The organism is Magnetospirillum gryphiswaldense MSR-1 v2 (assembly GCF_000513295.1).
Classification (GTDB): domain Bacteria; phylum Pseudomonadota; class Alphaproteobacteria; order Rhodospirillales; family Magnetospirillaceae; genus Magnetospirillum; species Magnetospirillum gryphiswaldense.
The window spans coordinates 985,218-1,002,924 of sequence record NC_023065.1 but is presented as its reverse complement, the minus strand read 5'-3'; the positions used below and the strand labels follow the sequence as shown (position 1 = coordinate 1,002,924).

Here is a 17,707-nt window from a genome sequence, read left to right as displayed (position 1 = left end):
CGGGGCCCGCCCCCCCCTCTTATGATGCCGGTCACTTTGCCTGGGGCCGATCCGCGCCCCGGCTGCCTCTTGCTTTCGCCGGGAACCATGCTCGATTCTTTCCGTAACGCCTCGAAGTCCTGGGTCATCAAAGTCCTGTTCGGCCTGCTTGTCCTAAGCTTCCTTGCCTGGGGCGTCGAAGACGTGGCCCGCAACGGCCTGTTCGGTCGCGGCCCGGCCATCACCGTGGGCGACCGCGATTTCGCCGCCGCCGAGGTGATGGTGGAATTCAAGCGCGACATGGACCAGTTGCAACCGCAATTCGGCGGCAAGCTGAGCATGGCCGACGCCCGCAAGCTGGGGCTGATGGACCGCACCATCGACAGCATCGTCACCCGCACCTTGGTTGACGAAGCCGCACGCGGTCTCAGCTTGGCCACCTCGGACGACGAAGTCATCGCCAAGGTGGCGGCGGAACCCAGCTTCCGCAACCAGTTGGGCCAGTTCGACCGCGACTTGCTGCGTCAGGCGCTGTCGCGCGCCGGCTGGAGCGAACAGGAATTCATGCGCCAGGAAAAGGACAACATCCTGCGCACCCAATTGGCCGAATCCTTGAGCGGCGGCCTCACCGCCCCGCAGACCCTGACCGAACCGTTGATCCGCTGGAAGCGCGAAACCCGCCAGGCCGAGACCGTTTCCATCAAGGCCTCGTCCATGCCCCAACCCGCCGCCCCCGATGCGGCCACGCTGGAACAGTATTACAAGGCCAATGCCAACAGCTTCATGGCGCCGGAATTCCGCGCCATCACCGCCTTGCTGCTGCGCACCACCGATGCCGGACGCGGTCTGACCGTCACCGACGAGATGCTCACCGAAGCCTACAAGGCGCGTGAAGACGAGTTCCACAGCCCTGAACGGCGCACGGTCAGCCAGATCGTCCTGGCCGACGATGCCAGCGCCGACAAGGCGGCGGAAATGGTCAAGGCCGGCAAGGACATCAAGGTCATCGCCAAGGATCTCGGCGTCAACGTCATCGAGCTGGGCCTGGTGGAAAAGGGCGACCTGCCCGAGGAACTGGCCGGACCAGTCTTCGACGTGGGTCAGGGCGCCCTGACCCAGCCGGTGAAGTCGGCCTTGGGCTGGCATGTGGCCAAGGTCACCGCCATCACCGCCGAAAAGACCCGGTCGCTGGCCGAGGTCAGGGAGATGCTGGCCGCGGACATCCTGCGCGAAAAGTCCATGGACCGCATAACGGAACTGACCAATCAGGTAGAAGATTCCTTGGGTGGCGGCGCCACCTTGGAAGAAACCGCCACCCGCTTCCAGTTGCCGCTGGTGCGCATCGCCGCCATGGATGCCAAGGGCCGCGCCCCCAATGGCAAGCCGGTCACCGATTTGCCGGGCGGCGAATCCTTCCTGGACGTGGCCTTCCATACCGAACAGGGTACCGAAAGCCAGTTGACCGAGATGGATGGTAACGGCTTGTTCCTGCTGCGCGTCGATTCCATCACCCCGCCCCAGCCCAAGGTGCTGTCGGAAGTCCGGGCCGAGGCCGTCGCCGCTTGGCAGGCGGAACAGCGCCAAGCCGCCGCCAAGGCTTTGGCCGACAAGATCGCCGAGCGGGTCAAGGCCGGCGAACCCTTAGCCAAGGTGGCTCAGTCGCTGTCGTTGAAGGCCGAGACCTCCGCCCCCTTCACCCGCGAGGGCGGCGAGGCCAGCAAGATGCCGCCGGCCATTGTCACCGCCCTGTTCGACGGCAAGCCCGGTCGGGTCGAGGCCGCCCCCAGCCGCGACGGTTGGATGGTGGCGCAATTGGACAAGGTGATGGCCTTCGACGCCAAGGCCGATGCCAAGGCCGCCGAACAAATCCGCAAACGTACCAACAGCGCCGTTTCCGTTGACCTGATCGACCAATACATCGCCGCCTTGAACGTCGAGATGGGCGTCAAGGTGGACCGCAGCCAGCTTTCCCGCGAAGAGTAACCATGACCGCCAATCCCGAATACGCCGCCTTCCGCCAGACCTATGACGCGGGCAAACCGCAATTGGTGTGGCGGACCATGGTGGCCGATCTGGAAACGCCGGTTTCCGCCTTCATGAAGCTGGCCGGCGGCCAGCCCCATTCGTTCCTGCTGGAATCGGTGGAAGGCGGCGCCGTGCGCGGTCGGTATTCGGTGTTGGGCATGAAGCCCGATCTGTTGTGGAAATGCGTGGGCAACATGGCCTGGGTCAACCGCAACGCCCGCACCGACGCGGATGCGTTCGAGCCCTGCCCGGTGGCCGAGGCGCGCGGTACCTTGGAATCCTTGCGCGCCCTGATCGCCGAAAGCCGCGTCGATATTCCCGCCAACCTGCCGCCCATGGCCGCCGGTCTGGTCGGCTACATGACCTATGACACCATCCGGCTGGTGGAAAAGCTGCCCGACAACAACCCCGACACCATCGGCATTCCCGACGGCATCTATATGCGGCCGACGGTGATGGCGGTGTTCGACAACGTCAACGGCACCTTGACCGCCGTGGTGCCGGTGTGGCCGCGCCCCGGCGTCGACGCCCGCGCCGCCTTTGAACTGGCGCAGGAACGCCTGGGTTTCGTCGTCGAGGCGCTGGAAAGCCCGCTGCCCCACGTGATTTCCGCCAGCGACCGCGCCAGCCATGCGCCCAATCCGGTGCCGTCGATGACGGCGGAGGAATATTGCGCCAAGGTACTGAAGGCCAAGGAATACATCGCCGCCGGCGACATCTTCCAGGTGGTCCTCAGCCAGCGTCTGGCGGTGCCGTTCAAATTGCCGCCGTTTTCGCTGTACCGGGCGTTGCGCCGCCTCAATCCCAGCCCGTTCCTGGTCTACATGAACATGGACGGCTTTCAGCTGGTGGCATCGAGCCCGGAAATCCTGGTCCGCCTGCGCGACGGCAAGGTGACCATCCGCCCCATCGCCGGCACCCGCAAGCGTGGCGTCGATCAGGCCGAGGACGATGCCCTGGCCGCCGATCTGCTGGCCGATCCCAAGGAACTGGCCGAACATCTGATGCTGCTGGATCTGGGCCGCAACGATGTGGGCCGGGTGGCCAAGATCGGCTCGGTCAAGGTGACCAAGAAGATGTTCGTGGAATATTATTCCCACGTCATGCACATCGTCTCCAACGTGGAAGGCGACATCCGCGACGATTGCGATGCCATGGACGCGCTGATGGCTGGCTTTCCCGCCGGCACCACCTCGGGTGCGCCCAAGATTCGCGCCATGGAAATCATCGACGAGTTGGAACCGGAGCGCCGGTCGTTCTATGCCGGCTGCATGGGCTATATTTCCGGCAACGGCAATATGGATACCTGCATCGCCCTGCGCACCACCTTGGTCAAGGACGGCACCATGTATGTGCAGGCCGGCGCCGGCATCGTCGCCGATTCGGTTCCCGAAAAGGAACACGAGGAATGCATGAACAAGGCCCGCGCCCTGGTCCGCGCGGCGGAAGAGGCGCTGGAATACACGCTGACCCGCCAATAAAAAGTCGAGAATAAAAACCCCGCCGCAGGCACCCTGCGGCGGGGTTTTTTGTGTTCAGGTTGTCAGTTACGCCGTCGCCGGCAGGAAACCGGCGGATACCAGGGTGCGGACTTTCTCGAACGCCTTGACCTCGATCTGGCGGATGCGTTCACGGCTGACACCGAAACGCGCCCCCAATTCCTCCAGGGTCATGGGTTCATCGCGCAAACGGCGTTCGACGAAGATTTCACGCTCACGCTCGTTCAGGCTGCCCAGGGCCTGGGCGATCAGCTTGCGCCCCTTGGACAATTCCTCGTGCTTGGCCAGACCGGTTTCCTGGTTGTCGGTCTCGTCGGGCAGCAACTCGATGATCTCGGTGCCGCTTTCCCCCACCGGGGTGTTGAGCGACGAATCGCGTCCGCCCATGCGCCGGTTCATATTGACGACGTCGGTTTCGGACACCCCCAATTCCTTGGCGATGGCGCGGACATCGGCGGGGGCCAGTTCGGTGGCGTCCAGCAGCCGCAGCTTGGTCTTCACCTTGCGCAGGTTGAAGAACAGCTTCTTTTGCGCCGCCAAGGTGCCGATTTTGACCAAGGACCAGGAATTGAGCACGAATTCATTCAACGACGCCTTGATCCACCACATGGCATAGGTGGACAGGCGGAACCCGCGTTCCGGCTCGAACTTCTTTACCGCCCGCATCAGGCCCAGATTACCCTCGGAAATCAGATCGGCCATGGGCAGGCCGTAATGGCGGTATCCCATGGCGATCTTGGCCACCAGACGCAGATGGCTGGTCACCAACTGGTGGGCGGCGGCGGTGTCTTCATAATCGACCCAGCGCTTGGCCAGCATGTATTCCTGTTCCGGCTCCAACACCGGAAAGTCGCGAATTTCGCGCAGATACTTGGACAAGCCGCTATCGTCAGCGGAAATGGCGGGCACAGTGGCACGCATGGCGGTCCTCCCTTCAGAGCAACACGTCCGGCCCACCAGCAAACGGTCGGGCCATCACATCAAGGCAGCCTTGCAATAAGCACCGCCCTTCAGGAAACATTATGATCATGCTGCTCAAGCAGGTCAATATGTAACCATGACGATGTCAAATAAGGAATCCACCATGAACAAGCCCCGCCTGGTCCTGACCCGCCGCCTGCCGCAACAGGCGGAAGCGGAATTGGCGGTTCATTTCGATCTCTTGGGCAACCCGGAAGATCGGGTGCTGGAGGCAAGCGAAATCGTCGCCCGCGCGCACGCGCATCAGGCCGAGGCCCTGCTGGTCACCCTGACCGAGCGCCTGGAGGCGACGACCATCGACGCCCTGCCCGCTTCGGTTCGGATCATCTGCACCTATTCGGTCGGCACCAATCATCTCGACCTGCAGGCCGCCCGCCGGCGCGGCATCGCCCTGGCCTACGCGCCGCAAGCGGTGACCGAAGCCACCGCCGACACCGCCATGCTGTTGTTGCTGGCCGCCTGCCGCCGCGCCCACGAATTCCAGGCGCAATTGCGCCAGGGCCGTTGGGGGGCTTGGAATGCCTGGGAAAACCTGGGCTGGGATCCCGGCGGCCAGATTCTGGGGCTGGTGGGCATGGGCCGCATCGGTCGCGCCGTCGCCCGCCGAGCCCGGGCCTTCGGCATGGACATACACTATTTCCAGCGCAATCGCCTGGAATCCAGCCTGGAAGACGGTGCCACCTATCATTCCAGCCTGGACTCCCTGTTCGCAATCAGCCGCTTCGTTTCCCTGCACACGCCGACGACGCCGGAAACCAAGGGGTTCATCAATGCCCAGGCCCTGTCCTGGCTGAAGGACGGCGCCATTTTCCTCAACACCGCCCGTGGCGACCAAGTGGACGACGACGCCCTGATCGCCGCTTTGCGATCGGGCAAACTGGCCGCCGCCGGCTTGGACGTGTTCAACAACGAACCCGCCTTCGACCGTCGTTACCTGGACTTACCCAACGCTTATTTGCTGCCCCATATCGGCACCTCGACCGAGCAAACCAGGATACGGATGAGTCGCGATTGCATCGCCAACTTGTGCGCATTTTTCGCTGGAAAGCCAATACCTTGGCCCATCTGAATGGATGCGTATAATTATCTGAAAAATTCATGCTAATTGTAGCCATCAGGGCTGGCACAATTTGTCACAACCGTGCTACCTATAACCGAAGAGGTATATCCTAATTCAGATAAACGAAGTGCCCGGAACTCGCTCGTGAACGAATGTCATAACCCCACCCGCCGCCGTCTGCCCCGTAACGAACGTGAGAAACTGATCGTCGAGGAAGCCATCCGCTTTTTCGCCGAAGTGGGTTTCGAGGGCCAGACCCGCGCCCTGGCCAGCCGCCTGGGAGTAACCCAGCCGCTGCTGTACCGCTATTTCCCCGACAAGGAATCGCTGATCGACCGGGTCTACACCGAGGTCTTCGTCGGCGGCTGGGAAAATGGCTGGACCGCCCTGCTGATGGACCAATCGCGCCCGCTGAAGGACCGGCTGATCAGTCTTTACGTCAGCTATACCCAGGCGAATTTCAGCTACGAGCGGGTCCGCCTGTTCATGTTCGCCAGTCTGAAGGACCGGGATATCGCCAATCGTTATCTGGGCTTCATCCGCGACGCCCTGTTCGTGCCGTTGGTCCGCGAAATCCGCCGTGAAGCCGGCCTGAACCTGGATCGTCCGGTTTCCGAATTCGAGATCGAATGCGTCGCCGGTCTGCATGGCGCCATCGGCTATGTGGGCATGCGGCGCTGGATTTATGACGCCCCCGTCCCCGACGAGGTCAGCAAGGTCATCACCAGCCTGATCACCACCTTCCTGCAAGGAGCACCGGCGGCTTTCGCCGCCTTGGAAGACGGTCGCGCCTAAAGCCGGTCCAACCGTTCATTCACTCGTGGCAACCAAAGCGCGTGCAACAGGGCGATCACTTCCTCGCGCGCGGATTGATTGGATTTGCTGGTGCCCATGGAGATGCCGGCCTGCTCCATGTCCAGCACCGTCAGCCCCCACAGGAACAGATAGCGGTAAATCACTCGCTCGCCGAAACCGTCGGACAGGCGAAAGCCCAGCACCTTGCTCATGCGCGGCAGGATTTCCGCCATTTTCTGTTTGTTACGGTCGGTCAGCGCCGATAGCCGCGACCGCGTCACCAGCCAATCGATACCCGAGCGGTGGGCTTGGCGCCGCTCGCGCCGCAACTCCCACACCAGATTGGCGTAAACGCCCGCCGCGTTCAGTTCCCAGCTGACCGGGTCGAGCCGGCCCAGCAGATCCAGATCCAACAGACTGTCATTGATGGGGGTGATCAGGGTGTCGGCATGCACATGGGCATGGCGGGCCAGGGCGACGTCCGAGCCCGGGCAGTCGATGACGACGAAATCGCATTGCCCCGACAGATGGTCCAAAAGCGCGGTCAACCCCGCCTTTTCCTGGGCCACCGCCTGCGCCTTCAGTTCCGCTGAAGACGGCTGCATCACCACCATCACCGGAGTGGGCAGGTCGATCTTGCTGCGCTCCATCCAGGCGCGGCGGTTGGCGAAATAGCGCCCCAGCGATTGCTGGCGATGGTCCAGATCGATACAGCCGACCTTGAACCCCATCCGCAGCAACCCCACCGCCAGATGCATGGATACGGTGGTCTTGCCGCAGCCGCCCTTTTCGTTGCCGACGACGATGACATGGGCGGTGCGCCCGGACATAGCGTGATCCCGTTGTTGTTCGCTGCCGGCATGCTACACTATCGCACCCGACACTCCACCGCTCGTTTCACCAAAGGCAGTCCCCCATGAACCCGCAACCAGCGCCCGCCCCTTTTCCGGCGACCCTGGTCGATCTGATGGCGGACATGGCCTGCGTGCTGTTCCGCCGCCGCATGAATGGCGACGGCCACATCCGCTATGAGTGGTTTTCCCCCAATGTGGAGACCATCTTCGGCTTCGCCCCTGCGGAAATGAGTGTCACCCAAGCCGGAGCACTGAACGCCCTGCATTGGGCCGACCGCGACGACCATGTGCGCGCGGTCCGCCGCTCCGCCGATGACGGTCGGCCTTGTGTCGAGCTGTTCCGCATCATTTCCGCCGATGGCCAGACCCATTGGCTGCGCGGCTCGGCCCGCCCGCAACGGCAGGCCGACGGCCATGTAGTCTGGGACGGCGCCTGGATGGACATCACCCGGTGGATGCGGGCCGAACACCATTTTCAGACGGTCATGGACCACGCCGAGGATTGCATCCTGACGGTGGATTGCGAAAGCGGCATCGAATGGGCCAATGCCGCCACCGAACGCCTGTTCGGCTGGGCCGAGGGCGGCTTGCGCGGCCAATGCCTGATGGAGCTGATCCAGCAATCCTGTCCGCCTGGGCGACCGTCATGCCATGGCGATCAGATGTTGGCATGTTTTCAGCGCGGCACCGGCGAAGTGGTGGCGATCAGGACCGACGGCAGCACCTTTCCCTTTGAAATGACCGTCTCGGAAGTACGCAGCGACGGACGGTTGTCGCTGATCGTCATCGGCCGCGACATCAGCCGCCGCAAACAGACCGAAAGCGTGCTGGCGGAAACCGAACAGCGCCTGCGCCTGACCTTCGAGGCCGCGCCCCTGGGGATTCTGGTCGCCGATGCCGATGGCCGCATCCGCGAAAGCAACCCGGCCTTCCATTTCATGAGCGGCAGCCACGGCAAAATCACCGACACGGCCAAGCTCACCGATTTCATCCCCGCTTCCGCCCTGCCCGCCCTGGAAACCGCCGTCGACGGCGTGTTCTGCCGCGAGATCGCCGTCACCGGCCCCAAGGGCGACGAGCGGCGCTGGCGCCTGACCGGCAGCCACTTCCACGCCTCGGAAAAGGCCACCTTGCCGTCGCTGTTGCTGTTGGTCGAGGACATCACCGAAACCATCCGCGCCGCCGAGGAGCGCCGGCAGATGGAACGCGTCCTTACCGAGGGACAGAAGCTGGAAGCCCTGGGCCGGCTGGCCGGCGGTATCGCCCACGAACTCAACAACATGCTGGGCCCCATCCTGATGGGAGCGGAAATGCTGCTGCGCTCCGCCACCCTGGACGACAAGAACAGCAGCCGCTGCGACCGTATCATCGAGGCGGCCAAGCATGGCCGCGACATCGTCCGCGGCGTGCTGGCCTATTGCCGACAGGAGCGCCAGGATCTGAGCGCCGTCGATCTGGTGGCGGTGGTGCGTCAGTTCAGCGAACTGGCCGGCTCGATCCTGCCGCCGGCCATCCGCCTGGATCAGCATATCGGCCCCGATCAGGCCATGGTCATGGGCAATGGCGGCCAGATCACCCAGATTCTGCTGAACTTGGCCAATAACGGGCGGGATGCCATGGGCGGCAAAGGCGCGCTGGCGGTCAGCCTGGAAGTGGTCGACGGCGACGCGGTACTGAAAGTGTCGGACACCGGCTGCGGCATGAGCGAAAAGGTGGCCGCGCGCATCTTCGACCCCTTCTTCACCACCAAACCGGTGGGCCAGGGCACCGGCTTGGGCCTGTCGGTGGTCCACGGTCTGGTCACCGCCATGGGCGGCAAGGTCGGTGTCAAAAGCGTCAGCGGCCAGGGCACCACCTTCACCATCACCCTGCCCTTGGCCGACATGGCTTGCCCGACACCGTGAATCCGATTATCAAACACCTGAACGCCAGAACCGGGAGAACATCATGAGCCGTATCCTCATCGTCGAAGACACCCGGCTGATGCGCGATTCCCTGGTCGATGTGCTGACCGAGCTGGACCACGAGGTGGTCACCGCCGAAAACGGCGCCGAAGCGGTGAACATGATCGCCGCCGGCCAGGTTTTCGACCTGATCATCACCGACATCATCATGCCGGAAATGGATGGCATCGAAGCGATCATGGAAGTGCAGACCATGAGCCCCGAGACGCCGATCATCGCCATTTCCGGCGGCAGCGCCCGGCTGGAAAAAGCCGCCGGCCTGGATACCGCCAAGCGCCTGGGCGCGGTGGCGGTGCTGGAAAAGCCGTTCGAGATCGATTCCCTGCTGGCCGCCATCCAGGTCGCCACCGGCGGCTGAACCTGCCGATCAATCCAGCTTCATGCCGCGCCGATGGCGGGTGTCGGCGCGAGCGCGGGCCACCGCCTCGCCGGCGGCGATGGTTTCGGTCACATAAGACCAATATTGCCGTGCCGCCGCCAGGGATTGGCGCAAGGATTCGTCGCTGCTGGCCGCGTCCGACTGGGCGAAGTTGACGGCGCTGGCCGCGTCGACGCCACCGAAAGCCCGCCACGGCTGACCGCCATCGTAATCCGCCGGAGCGATCAGCCGTACCGCCACCGTCCCATCCGACGGGGCTGTCGCCATTTCCGCCGGTCGCAATATTTCAGTCAGGCCCAAATCCTGCCAATCGCACCAGCGCGAATAAATCCATTCGCACAGCGTCCGGCTCCAGGCGATGAAGTCGTCGCGCTTGGCCGCATCGCCGAATTCCGCCACGTGCGGGGCGAACTTATAGGTGATCTGGGCAAAGGCCCGGCCATCGGCAGCCAGGTTGGATTGGGCCAGATGGCGCAAGGTGCGGGCCTTGTCGAAATGACGGTTGGCTTCCAACACCGAGCGATTCTTTTGCTGCGCCAAGGCCTCGCGCCCGGCGATGGGAGTATCGAGCGCATAGCAATGCCCGCCCATGCAACCGCCGGCATCGCGGAACACACCGATCAGCGGACGCCCCAGATGGATTGCCAAGGCTTCGAGAAAATGGTCGATGGCCGAAGCCGGGCGCGGTTCGGCCAGCAGAATATAGATGTAGATGGGTGGCAGATCGGCCAAGTCCTGGGTCACCAGGGCGTCGATGACCGCTTCGGGGATATCTTCCGAGACCGAAAACAGCGACCCGTCGGCAAAGCCCACGCACACCCCGTCGATGGCACCGATATCGGGGTCGATGTAGCTGTACTCCACCAGCCGGAAGGGGGCCAGTTCGCGGAAAATCGCCCGGTTGGCCGGATTTGCCGGCGCCGCCGTTTCCCCTTCCGCCGCCTGTTCGGCCAGTTGCGCCAGAAATTCAGCGACGGCAAGCGTCGCATCGATTCGGATGCGGATAACGTCGTCCATCAGCTTCGCCACCACGCTCGCCCCCCACATAGGCCCTAGCCCGCTCCGGCATTTTAGCAGGGACGGGGGCCACAGTATCGTGAATTCCCCACCATCGGGCCATTGACGATTGACACGATCCGGGTGAAGAGTAGGTTTACCTATCCCGCGCAAAAAACGGGCTATTCAAGGTGGGCGGATGGAATATTTCCTACAGCAGCTTATCAACGGGCTGACATTGGGGGCCATATATGGCCTGATCGCCATCGGTTACACCATGGTATATGGCATTATTCGCATGATCAATTTCGCCCATGGCGAGATTTACATGCTGGGTGCCTTCATATCGTTGATTGCCTTTCTCACCGCCACCACCATCGGCGGCACCTCGGTCGCCCTGGGGTTGATCCTGGCCTTGATGTCGACCATGATCCTGACCGCCTTATGGGGTTGGGCGGTGGAACGCGTCGCCTATCGCCCGCTTCGCAACGCGCCCAAGCTGGCGCCGCTGATCTCCGCCATCGGCATGTCCATCGTGTTGCAGAACTTCTCGCAACTGACCCAAGGGGCGCGCGTCAAGCCGCTGCCGCCTTTGTTCAAGGGCGGGATCGAGATTTTGCACGGTGACAGCTTCACCGTCAGCCTGTCCTATCTGCAAATGGTCATCATCGCCCTGACCGTGGCACTGATGGCGGTGTTCACCTGGATCATCACCCGCACCTCCTTGGGCCGGGCGCAGCGCGCCACCGAGCAGGACATGAAGATGGCGGCGCTGCTGGGGGTCAACACCGACCGCATCATTTCCGCCACCTTCGTCATGGGCGCCACCCTGGCCGCCGTCGCCGGGCTGATGGTGACGCTGTATTACGGCGTCATCGACTTCTATATCGGCTTCCTCGCCGGCATCAAGGCCTTCACCGCCGCCGTTCTGGGCGGCATCGGCTCGCTGCCCGGCGCCATGCTGGGCGGCTTGCTGATCGGCCTGATCGAGGCCTTCTGGTCCGGTTATTTCTCCATTGAATACAAGGATGTGGCCGCCTTCTCCATCCTGGTTCTGGTGTTGCTGTTCCGCCCCACCGGCCTGCTGGGCCGGCCGGAAGTGGAGAAGATCTGAGCATGGCCGCCGTCAACTTTCCCCGCGCTTTGCGTGATGGCGTGCTGGGGGCCGTGGTCGCCGCCGCCCTGGCGCTGCCGATGATGGGCTTCCGGCTGGTGGATTCGTCCCAGGCGCTGACCCTGGGGTTCCGCTTCGACTGGGTGTTGTGGGCGGCGCTGGTGGTCGGCATCGGGCGTTTTGTGCTATCGCTGTCACGTGATGCCCTGCCCGGTCGCCTGCCGGTTCTGGCCCTGCCCAATTGGGGCGAACGTTTCCCGAAAGCGCGGCTTTACGTGGGCTGGGGGTTGGCCGGGTTTGCCATCGCCCTGCCGTTCCTGCCCTTCGCCGACCGTTCGCTGGTGGACAAGGCCACCTTGGTGCTGATCTACGTCATGCTGGGCTGGGGGCTCAACATCGTCGTCGGCCTTGCCGGCTTGCTCGATCTGGGCTTTGTCGCCTTTTACGCCGTCGGCGCCTATTCCTATGCGCTGCTGGCGACCAAGCTGGATTTGTCGTTCTGGCTGTGCCTGCCGCTCGCCGGACTGTTCGCCGCCGGTTTCGGTGTCGCCCTGGGCTTTCCGGTACTGCGCCTGAGGGGCGATTATCTGGCCATCGTCACCTTGGGCTTCGGCGAGATCATCCGCGTCATCTTGCAGAACTGGCAGGATTTCACCAATGGCCCCGCCGGTATCAGCGCCATTCCGCGCCCGACCCTGTTCGGCCTGACCTTCACCGCCAACGCGCCCGCCGGCAAGACCACCTTCGCCGATTATTTCGGCCTGGATTTTTCCGGCGACCATCGGGTGATCTTCCTTTACTTCGTCATCCTGGCCCTGGCTTTGTTCACCAACCTGTTCACCCTACGCATCCGCCGCCTGCCCATCGGCCGCGCCTGGGAGGCCCTGCGCGAGGATGAGATCGCCTGCCGCTCGCTGGGCTTGAACCCGACCACCATCAAGCTGTCGGCCTTTGCCACGGGGGCCATGTTCGCCGGTTTCGCCGGTTCCTTCTTCGCCACCCGCCAGGGCTTCATCAGCCCGGAAAGCTTCACCTTCATCGAATCGGCGGTGATCCTGGCCATCGTCGTGCTGGGCGGCATGGGCAGCCAGATCGGCGTGGTGCTGGCGGCCTTGTTGCTGGTCGGCCTGCCGGAATGGTTCCGCGAGTTGCAGCAATACCGCATGCTGGCCTTTGGCGGCGCCATGGTGCTGATCATGCTGTGGAAACCGTCGGGGCTGCTGTCGCACCGCGCCCCCACCATCCGCCTGGGCAAGGAGAAGGCGGCATGAGCCACACTCCGCTGCTCGAGGTGGAACACGTCACCATGCGCTTCGGCGGCCTGTTCGCCGTCAACGATCTGTCGTTCACGGCGCGGCCCCGGCAGATCACCGCCATCATCGGCCCCAATGGGGCCGGCAAGACCACTTTGTTCAACTGCATCACCGGCTTTTACAAGCCGCAGGTGGGCCGCATCACCCTGCACCAGGAGCGGGGGCCGGTCTATCTGGAGCGGCTCGACGATTTCGACATCGCCAAAAAGGCCCGGGTCGGTCGCACCTTCCAGAATATCCGCCTGTTCGCCCGCATGAGCGTGCTGGAAAACCTGATCGTCGCCCAGCACAACACGTTGATGCGGGCCAGCGCCTTTTCCCTGGCCGGTCTGCTGGGGCTGTCGCGGTACAGCAAGGCGGAAAAGCTGGGTGTCGACAAGGCCCGCTATTGGCTGGACAAGGTCGGCCTGCTGCACTTGGCCGACGAGGATGCCGGGTCGCTGCCCTATGGCTCGCAACGTCGGTTGGAAATCGCCCGCGCCATGTGCACCGACCCGCTGCTTTTGTGTCTGGACGAGCCGGCGGCGGGTCTGAACCCGCGTGAATCGCTGGAGCTCAACACCCTGCTGACCGGCATCCGCGACGAACACGGCATCGGCCTGTTGCTGATCGAACATGACATGAGCGTGGTCATGGGTATTTCCGACTGGGTGGTGGTGCTGGATTACGGCAAGAAAATCGCCGAGGGCACACCCGGCGAAATCCGCGCCGACGAGGCGGTGATCCGCGCGTACTTGGGCGAACCCGACGAGGCGGAGGCCTGACATGCTGGCGGTGGAAAACCTGCATTCCGGTTATGGCCGCATCCAGGCCCTGCACGGCATCGACGTCGAGGTCCGGCAAGGCGAGATCGTCACCCTGATCGGTGCCAACGGCGCCGGCAAGACCACGCTGTTGATGACCATCTGCGGCGCGCCCCGGGCAAGCAAGGGCCGGGTGCTGCTGGACGGCCAGGACATCACCCAGATGCCCATGCACCAGATCGCCCGCCTGGGTCTGGCCCACAGCCCCGAGGGCCGGCGCATCTTTGGCCGCATGAGCGTGCTGGAAAACCTGCAAATGGGCGCGGTGGCCGGCGACCCCGCCCATTACGCCGAGGATTTGGACAAGGTGCTGGGCTTGTTCCCACGTCTGCGCGAACGCCTGAACCAGCGCGGCGGCACGCTTTCCGGCGGTGAACAGCAGATGCTGGCCATCGGTCGCGCCCTGATGAGCCGTCCGCGTGTGCTGTTGCTGGACGAGCCGTCGCTGGGTCTGGCGCCGCTGGTGGTCCGCCACATCTTCGACCTGATCCGCCAGATCAACCAGGACCAGGGCATGACGGTGTTCCTGGTCGAACAGAACGCCCATCACGCGCTGAAGCTGGCCCATCGCGGCTATGTGCTGGTCAACGGTCGGGTCACCCTGGCCGGGACCGGGGCGGAGTTGCTGGCCAACCCGGAAATCCGCGCCCATTACCTGGAAGGCGGGCACGGAGCCACGGCATGATCCATTCCATCCCCGTCTTCATCGGTGTAACCCTCGGCTTCATGGGCGGCTGCGCCTTCATGACCGGCCATTCCATTTCCAACACTTGGCGCCCGCTGTGGCAGGTGTTGGCCTATGCCCTGCTGCTGGGTGCCGCCGACCGCTTCTTGGTGTTCGCCCTGTTCGGCGGGCCGTTGCTCAGCCTTGCCGGCTACATACTGGACACGCTGGTGCTGGCCGCCATCGGCGCCGCGGCATGGCGCGCCACCCGGGCGCGGCGCATGTGTCTGCAATATCCCTGGCTTTATGAGCGGGTCGGCCTGTTCGGCTGGCGGGAAAGACTGCACCATCACCTATAGATGGATGTCATTCCCCAAACCCGGTGTTAGTGTTTTTGCATCAACCAGACGGAGGGTTACGGGAGATGAGGACTTTCAAGACTTTGGCCTTAGCCACCACCATCGCCGCCATTGCCGGTACGGCGCATGCCGACATCCTGCTGGGCCTGGCTGGCCCGATGACCGGACCGGAAGCCCAGTTCGGCGAACAGTTCAAGCAAGGCGCCGACAAGGCCGTCGCCGACCTCAACGCCAAGGGCGGCGTGCTGGGTCAGCAGGTCAAGATCGTCGTCGGCGATGACGCCTGCGACCCCAAGCAGGCCCGTTCGGTGGCCGAAGAGCTGTCGTCGAAGAAGGTGGCGGCGGTAATCGGCCATTTCTGCTCGGGTTCGTCCATCCCCGCCTCGGAAGTCTATCAGGAAAACGGCATTCCGCAGATTTCCCCCGGCTCGACCAATCCGACCTATACCGAACGCGGCCTTAACAACGTCTTCCGCGTTTGCGGTCGTGACGACCAGCAGGGCCCGACCGCCGCCAATTACATCGCCAAGAAGTTCCCCGGCAAGAAGGTCGCCATCATTCAGGACAAGTCGGCTTACGGCAAAGGCCTGGCCGACGAGTTCAAGAAGGCGCTGAACGCCGCCGGCGTGCAGGAAGTGTTCTACGAAGCCATCACCGCCGGTGAAAAGGACTATTCCGCCCTGGTCACCAAGCTGAAGGCGGCGGGCGCCGACTTCGTCTTCCTGGGCGGCTACAAGACCGAAGGCGGCCTGATCGTGCGGCAGATGCGCGACCAGGGCCTGAAGACCACCCTGGTCGGCGGCGACGCCTTGCTGGTGGAAGAATTCTGGGCCATCACCGGCGCCGCCGGCGAAGGCACCTTGGTCACCTTCAGCCCCGATCCGCGCCTGCTGCCGCAAAACGCGGCTTTGGTGAAGTACTATCGCGACAAGAAGTACGAGCCCGAGACCTATACCCTGTACTCGTTCGGCGCCATCCAAGCCTGGGCCATGGCCGCCGAAAAGGCCGGCAGCCTGGACGGCAAGAAGGTGACTGCCGCGCTCAAGGCCAACAAGTTCGACACCGTCATCGGCAATATCGGCTTCGACGCCAAGGGCGATGTCGTCGGCCCCAATTATGTCATGTATGTGTGGAAGAACGGCAAGTACGTTTACGCCGATTGACAAGCCTATCCAAGGCTTTGACGGCAGGCCCGGCGCGCAAGCGCCGGGCCTTTCGCATTGACGGTACCGTGGTTTGGGATCAGGCTTTCAACCCAGAGGAGACACCACAGGGAGGGTTGAACCGATGCCGATGATGAAAGATTGCATCAACGCCTGCGACCTTGCGCACCGTACCGCCACCGAGGCGGCCATCCACGGCATGCAGCAAGGCGGCGATCTGGCCAATTGGGAATTGGTGCAATTGCTGCTGGATACCGCCGACATCACCGAAACCGCCGCCGACTTCCTGTTGCGCTCGTCGCGCCAATATACTTCGGTGCTGCGGGTGACGGCGGAAATCGCCGACAAATGCGCCGATGCCTGCGAAAAGCTGGCCCCGATCGATCTGCGCATGAAGGAATGTGCCGAATCCTGTCGACGGGCGGCAACCCAGTGCCGCAAGGTGCTGTAACCGATACCCCCGCCCCGATCCGTTCGGGGCGGGTTTTTTCATGGAACCGTAGCCGTTCTTCATGGCACCTTGCCGGCAGCCACCACAACCGAGGTCACCATGGACGAAACCACCATCACCGGCACCTTGCCCAACATGAGTGTGGAGATCCGCCATCATAGCGACCCCGATGGCGGCGCCGAGATCATGACCATCAATCTGCGCGCCACCCCCGATTTTCAATCGGCCCTGCCGCTGATCGGCGGCCTGGGGCAGATGTCGCCGCTGTTCGCCCCCATGGCGCTGTGGGGCCAAGCCATGGAAGCCTGGACCGCGCCCTGGCGCCAATTGGCCGAGGCCAACCCATTGCTGCGCCTTCTGCGGGAACAAAACGACCGCACGTAAATCAGTCATGCCCCCGGCGCATCCCTCGATGTCGCCGGGCGACATTGCAGTAGCGAAGCGAATTGGCTATTTCGGTAGGCACAGGTTAGCCCAATTTGAAAGTGTCGCCCCGTCATGGCCTTTATTCAGTGGGACAAGTCGTTCAGCGTCGGAACCACCGCCTTGGATGCCGATCATCGCCGGCTGATCGAAATCCTCAACCGTATCTATGATTCCTGGCAGATCGATCCGTCCAAGGTCGAACTGGATCAGTTGTTCGATGAGTTGCTGGACTACACCGACGGTCACTTCAACCGCGAGGAAAGCAAACTGGCCGCCCGCGATTACGCCGATCTGGCGGCTCACCACGCCCAGCATGAGCGCTTGCGCGAAATGGTCATGGCGTTCCGCGCCCGTCATCTGGCCGGCAACAAGCCCGATGCCCTGACCGAGGACATGGCTAAGTTCCTGAAGACCTGGCTGATGGACCACATCCTGGTCGAGGACATGAAGTACAAAAGCCTGTTTACCGCTCAGCCCTGACGATTACGCATGGAATCGGCCATCTGCGAGGCCAGCCAAGTACATTCCAGCCGATCACTGCACCGGACCAGCTTGTCACAGGCCAGGACATCGTCGATCACCCGGCGCATGGCCAGGGAATCCCGTTCGGCCACAGCGCCACCCACACCCATAAGCGCGTTAAAGCAGCTATTCCTGCCGTGATGAAGCATTTTCCGTCACCATCATTGGCTGCAACGGCTCATTTGTAGCGGCAATGGGCGGTGGGGAAAAGTGACAGCTTCTCGCGTCAACAAAGGTTCATGCTGACGTTAAGGGAAAATTGACACCTGTACGGGCAGGCAAGGGGCGAAAAGCCTTGCATGGCGCGGGCAACGCCTGGATGTGGGACGGGGCGGTCCCGCAAGGCTTTTCGCGGCGCCC

At 63.2% G+C, this 17,707-nt stretch carries 19 protein-coding genes; 15 read left to right on the top strand and 4 right to left on the bottom strand.

The window, feature by feature from the left end; genetic code table 11:
* Nucleotides 1-87: 87 nt before the first annotated feature.
* Nucleotides 88-1,962: a peptidylprolyl isomerase gene (locus tag MGMSRV2_RS04720; RefSeq protein WP_024079205.1), complete on the top strand. Its 1,875-nt coding sequence runs from the start codon at nucleotides 88-90 to the stop codon at nucleotides 1,960-1,962.
* Between the two features lie 2 nt (nucleotides 1,963-1,964).
* The gene (gene trpE / locus MGMSRV2_RS04715; RefSeq protein WP_024079204.1) at nucleotides 1,965-3,485 is read left to right on the top strand and encodes an anthranilate synthase component I; all 1,521 of its coding nucleotides are present in this window, start codon (nucleotides 1,965-1,967) and stop codon (nucleotides 3,483-3,485) included.
* Between the two features lie 66 nt (nucleotides 3,486-3,551).
* Here trpE and rpoH read toward each other — a convergent pair whose 3' ends face one another.
* Nucleotides 3,552-4,424, bottom strand: a complete 873-nt coding sequence (rpoH, locus tag MGMSRV2_RS04710) for an RNA polymerase sigma factor RpoH (RefSeq protein WP_024079203.1) — start codon at nucleotides 4,422-4,424, stop codon at nucleotides 3,552-3,554.
* 163 nt (nucleotides 4,425-4,587) lie between these two features.
* Here rpoH and MGMSRV2_RS04705 point away from each other — a divergent pair, with 163 nt between their 5' ends.
* Together MGMSRV2_RS04705 and MGMSRV2_RS04700 are read left to right on the top strand one after the other, a co-directional pair.
* Entirely contained in the window at nucleotides 4,588-5,553 is a 966-nt protein-coding gene (locus MGMSRV2_RS04705) for a 2-hydroxyacid dehydrogenase (protein WP_024079202.1), read from the top strand.
* A gap of 135 nt (nucleotides 5,554-5,688) precedes the next feature.
* Nucleotides 5,689-6,339: a TetR/AcrR family transcriptional regulator gene (locus MGMSRV2_RS04700; RefSeq protein WP_024079201.1), complete on the top strand. Its 651-nt coding sequence runs from the start codon at nucleotides 5,689-5,691 to the stop codon at nucleotides 6,337-6,339.
* On the opposite strand, the gene mipZ2 is transcribed toward MGMSRV2_RS04700, so the two are convergent.
* Complete coding sequence (gene mipZ2, locus MGMSRV2_RS04695) at nucleotides 6,336-7,169, bottom strand: accessory cell division ATPase MipZ2 (protein ID WP_024079200.1); 834 nt, start codon at nucleotides 7,167-7,169, stop codon at nucleotides 6,336-6,338. The two genes, MGMSRV2_RS04700 and mipZ2, sit on opposite strands and share 4 nt — an antisense overlap.
* Before the next feature lie 86 nt (nucleotides 7,170-7,255).
* Here mipZ2 and MGMSRV2_RS04690 point away from each other — a divergent pair, with 86 nt between their 5' ends.
* Together MGMSRV2_RS04690 and MGMSRV2_RS04685 are read left to right on the top strand one after the other, a co-directional pair.
* Entirely contained in the window at nucleotides 7,256-9,097 is a 1,842-nt protein-coding gene (locus MGMSRV2_RS04690; RefSeq protein WP_024079199.1) for a PAS domain S-box protein, read from the top strand.
* 43 nt (nucleotides 9,098-9,140) lie between these two features.
* On the top strand, nucleotides 9,141-9,515 hold the full coding sequence (locus MGMSRV2_RS04685) for a response regulator transcription factor (protein WP_024079198.1): 375 nt from the start codon (nucleotides 9,141-9,143) through the stop codon (nucleotides 9,513-9,515).
* A 9-nt stretch (nucleotides 9,516-9,524) separates the two neighbouring features.
* On the opposite strand, the gene MGMSRV2_RS04680 is transcribed toward MGMSRV2_RS04685, so the two are convergent.
* Nucleotides 9,525-10,553: a hypothetical protein gene (locus tag MGMSRV2_RS04680; protein WP_144084271.1), complete on the bottom strand. Its 1,029-nt coding sequence runs from the start codon at nucleotides 10,551-10,553 to the stop codon at nucleotides 9,525-9,527.
* Between the two features lie 178 nt (nucleotides 10,554-10,731).
* Between MGMSRV2_RS04680 and MGMSRV2_RS04675 the strand changes: the two genes are divergently transcribed.
* From MGMSRV2_RS04675 to MGMSRV2_RS04635, 9 genes are all read left to right on the top strand, one after another.
* Nucleotides 10,732-11,646 (top strand): branched-chain amino acid ABC transporter permease, encoded by a 915-nt coding sequence (locus MGMSRV2_RS04675; protein WP_024079196.1) that lies wholly within the window; start codon nucleotides 10,732-10,734, stop codon nucleotides 11,644-11,646.
* A gap of 2 nt (nucleotides 11,647-11,648) precedes the next feature.
* On the top strand, nucleotides 11,649-12,917 hold the full coding sequence (gene livM, locus MGMSRV2_RS04670) for a high-affinity branched-chain amino acid ABC transporter permease LivM (protein WP_024079195.1): 1,269 nt from the start codon (nucleotides 11,649-11,651) through the stop codon (nucleotides 12,915-12,917).
* Nucleotides 12,914-13,723 (top strand): ABC transporter ATP-binding protein, encoded by an 810-nt coding sequence (locus MGMSRV2_RS04665; RefSeq protein ID WP_024079194.1) that lies wholly within the window; start codon nucleotides 12,914-12,916, stop codon nucleotides 13,721-13,723. The genes livM and MGMSRV2_RS04665 overlap by 4 nt, the downstream gene beginning before the upstream one ends.
* Before the next feature lies 1 nt (nucleotide 13,724).
* Nucleotides 13,725-14,447 (top strand): ABC transporter ATP-binding protein, encoded by a 723-nt coding sequence (locus tag MGMSRV2_RS04660; RefSeq protein ID WP_024079193.1) that lies wholly within the window; start codon nucleotides 13,725-13,727, stop codon nucleotides 14,445-14,447.
* Nucleotides 14,444-14,785 carry a DUF6867 family protein gene (locus MGMSRV2_RS04655; RefSeq protein WP_024079192.1) on the top strand — a complete coding sequence of 114 codons (342 nt, stop codon included), beginning with the start codon at nucleotides 14,444-14,446 and terminating at the stop codon, nucleotides 14,783-14,785. The genes MGMSRV2_RS04660 and MGMSRV2_RS04655 overlap by 4 nt, the downstream gene beginning before the upstream one ends.
* Before the next feature lie 65 nt (nucleotides 14,786-14,850).
* Nucleotides 14,851-15,948 carry a branched-chain amino acid ABC transporter substrate-binding protein gene (locus MGMSRV2_RS04650; protein WP_024079191.1) on the top strand — a complete coding sequence of 366 codons (1,098 nt, stop codon included), beginning with the start codon at nucleotides 14,851-14,853 and terminating at the stop codon, nucleotides 15,946-15,948.
* 124 nt (nucleotides 15,949-16,072) lie between these two features.
* On the top strand, nucleotides 16,073-16,399 hold the full coding sequence (locus MGMSRV2_RS04645) for a four-helix bundle copper-binding protein (RefSeq protein WP_024079189.1): 327 nt from the start codon (nucleotides 16,073-16,075) through the stop codon (nucleotides 16,397-16,399).
* A gap of 99 nt (nucleotides 16,400-16,498) precedes the next feature.
* Complete coding sequence (locus MGMSRV2_RS04640; protein ID WP_024079188.1) at nucleotides 16,499-16,783, top strand: hypothetical protein; 285 nt, start codon at nucleotides 16,499-16,501, stop codon at nucleotides 16,781-16,783.
* Between the two features lie 114 nt (nucleotides 16,784-16,897).
* Nucleotides 16,898-17,305 carry a bacteriohemerythrin gene (locus MGMSRV2_RS04635; RefSeq protein WP_024079187.1) on the top strand — a complete coding sequence of 136 codons (408 nt, stop codon included), beginning with the start codon at nucleotides 16,898-16,900 and terminating at the stop codon, nucleotides 17,303-17,305.
* Here the strand turns inward: MGMSRV2_RS04635 and MGMSRV2_RS21375 are convergent.
* Nucleotides 17,296-17,439: a hypothetical protein gene (locus MGMSRV2_RS21375; RefSeq protein ID WP_158497737.1), complete on the bottom strand. Its 144-nt coding sequence runs from the start codon at nucleotides 17,437-17,439 to the stop codon at nucleotides 17,296-17,298. The two genes, MGMSRV2_RS04635 and MGMSRV2_RS21375, sit on opposite strands and share 10 nt — an antisense overlap.
* Between the last annotated feature and the right edge of the window lie 268 nt (nucleotides 17,440-17,707).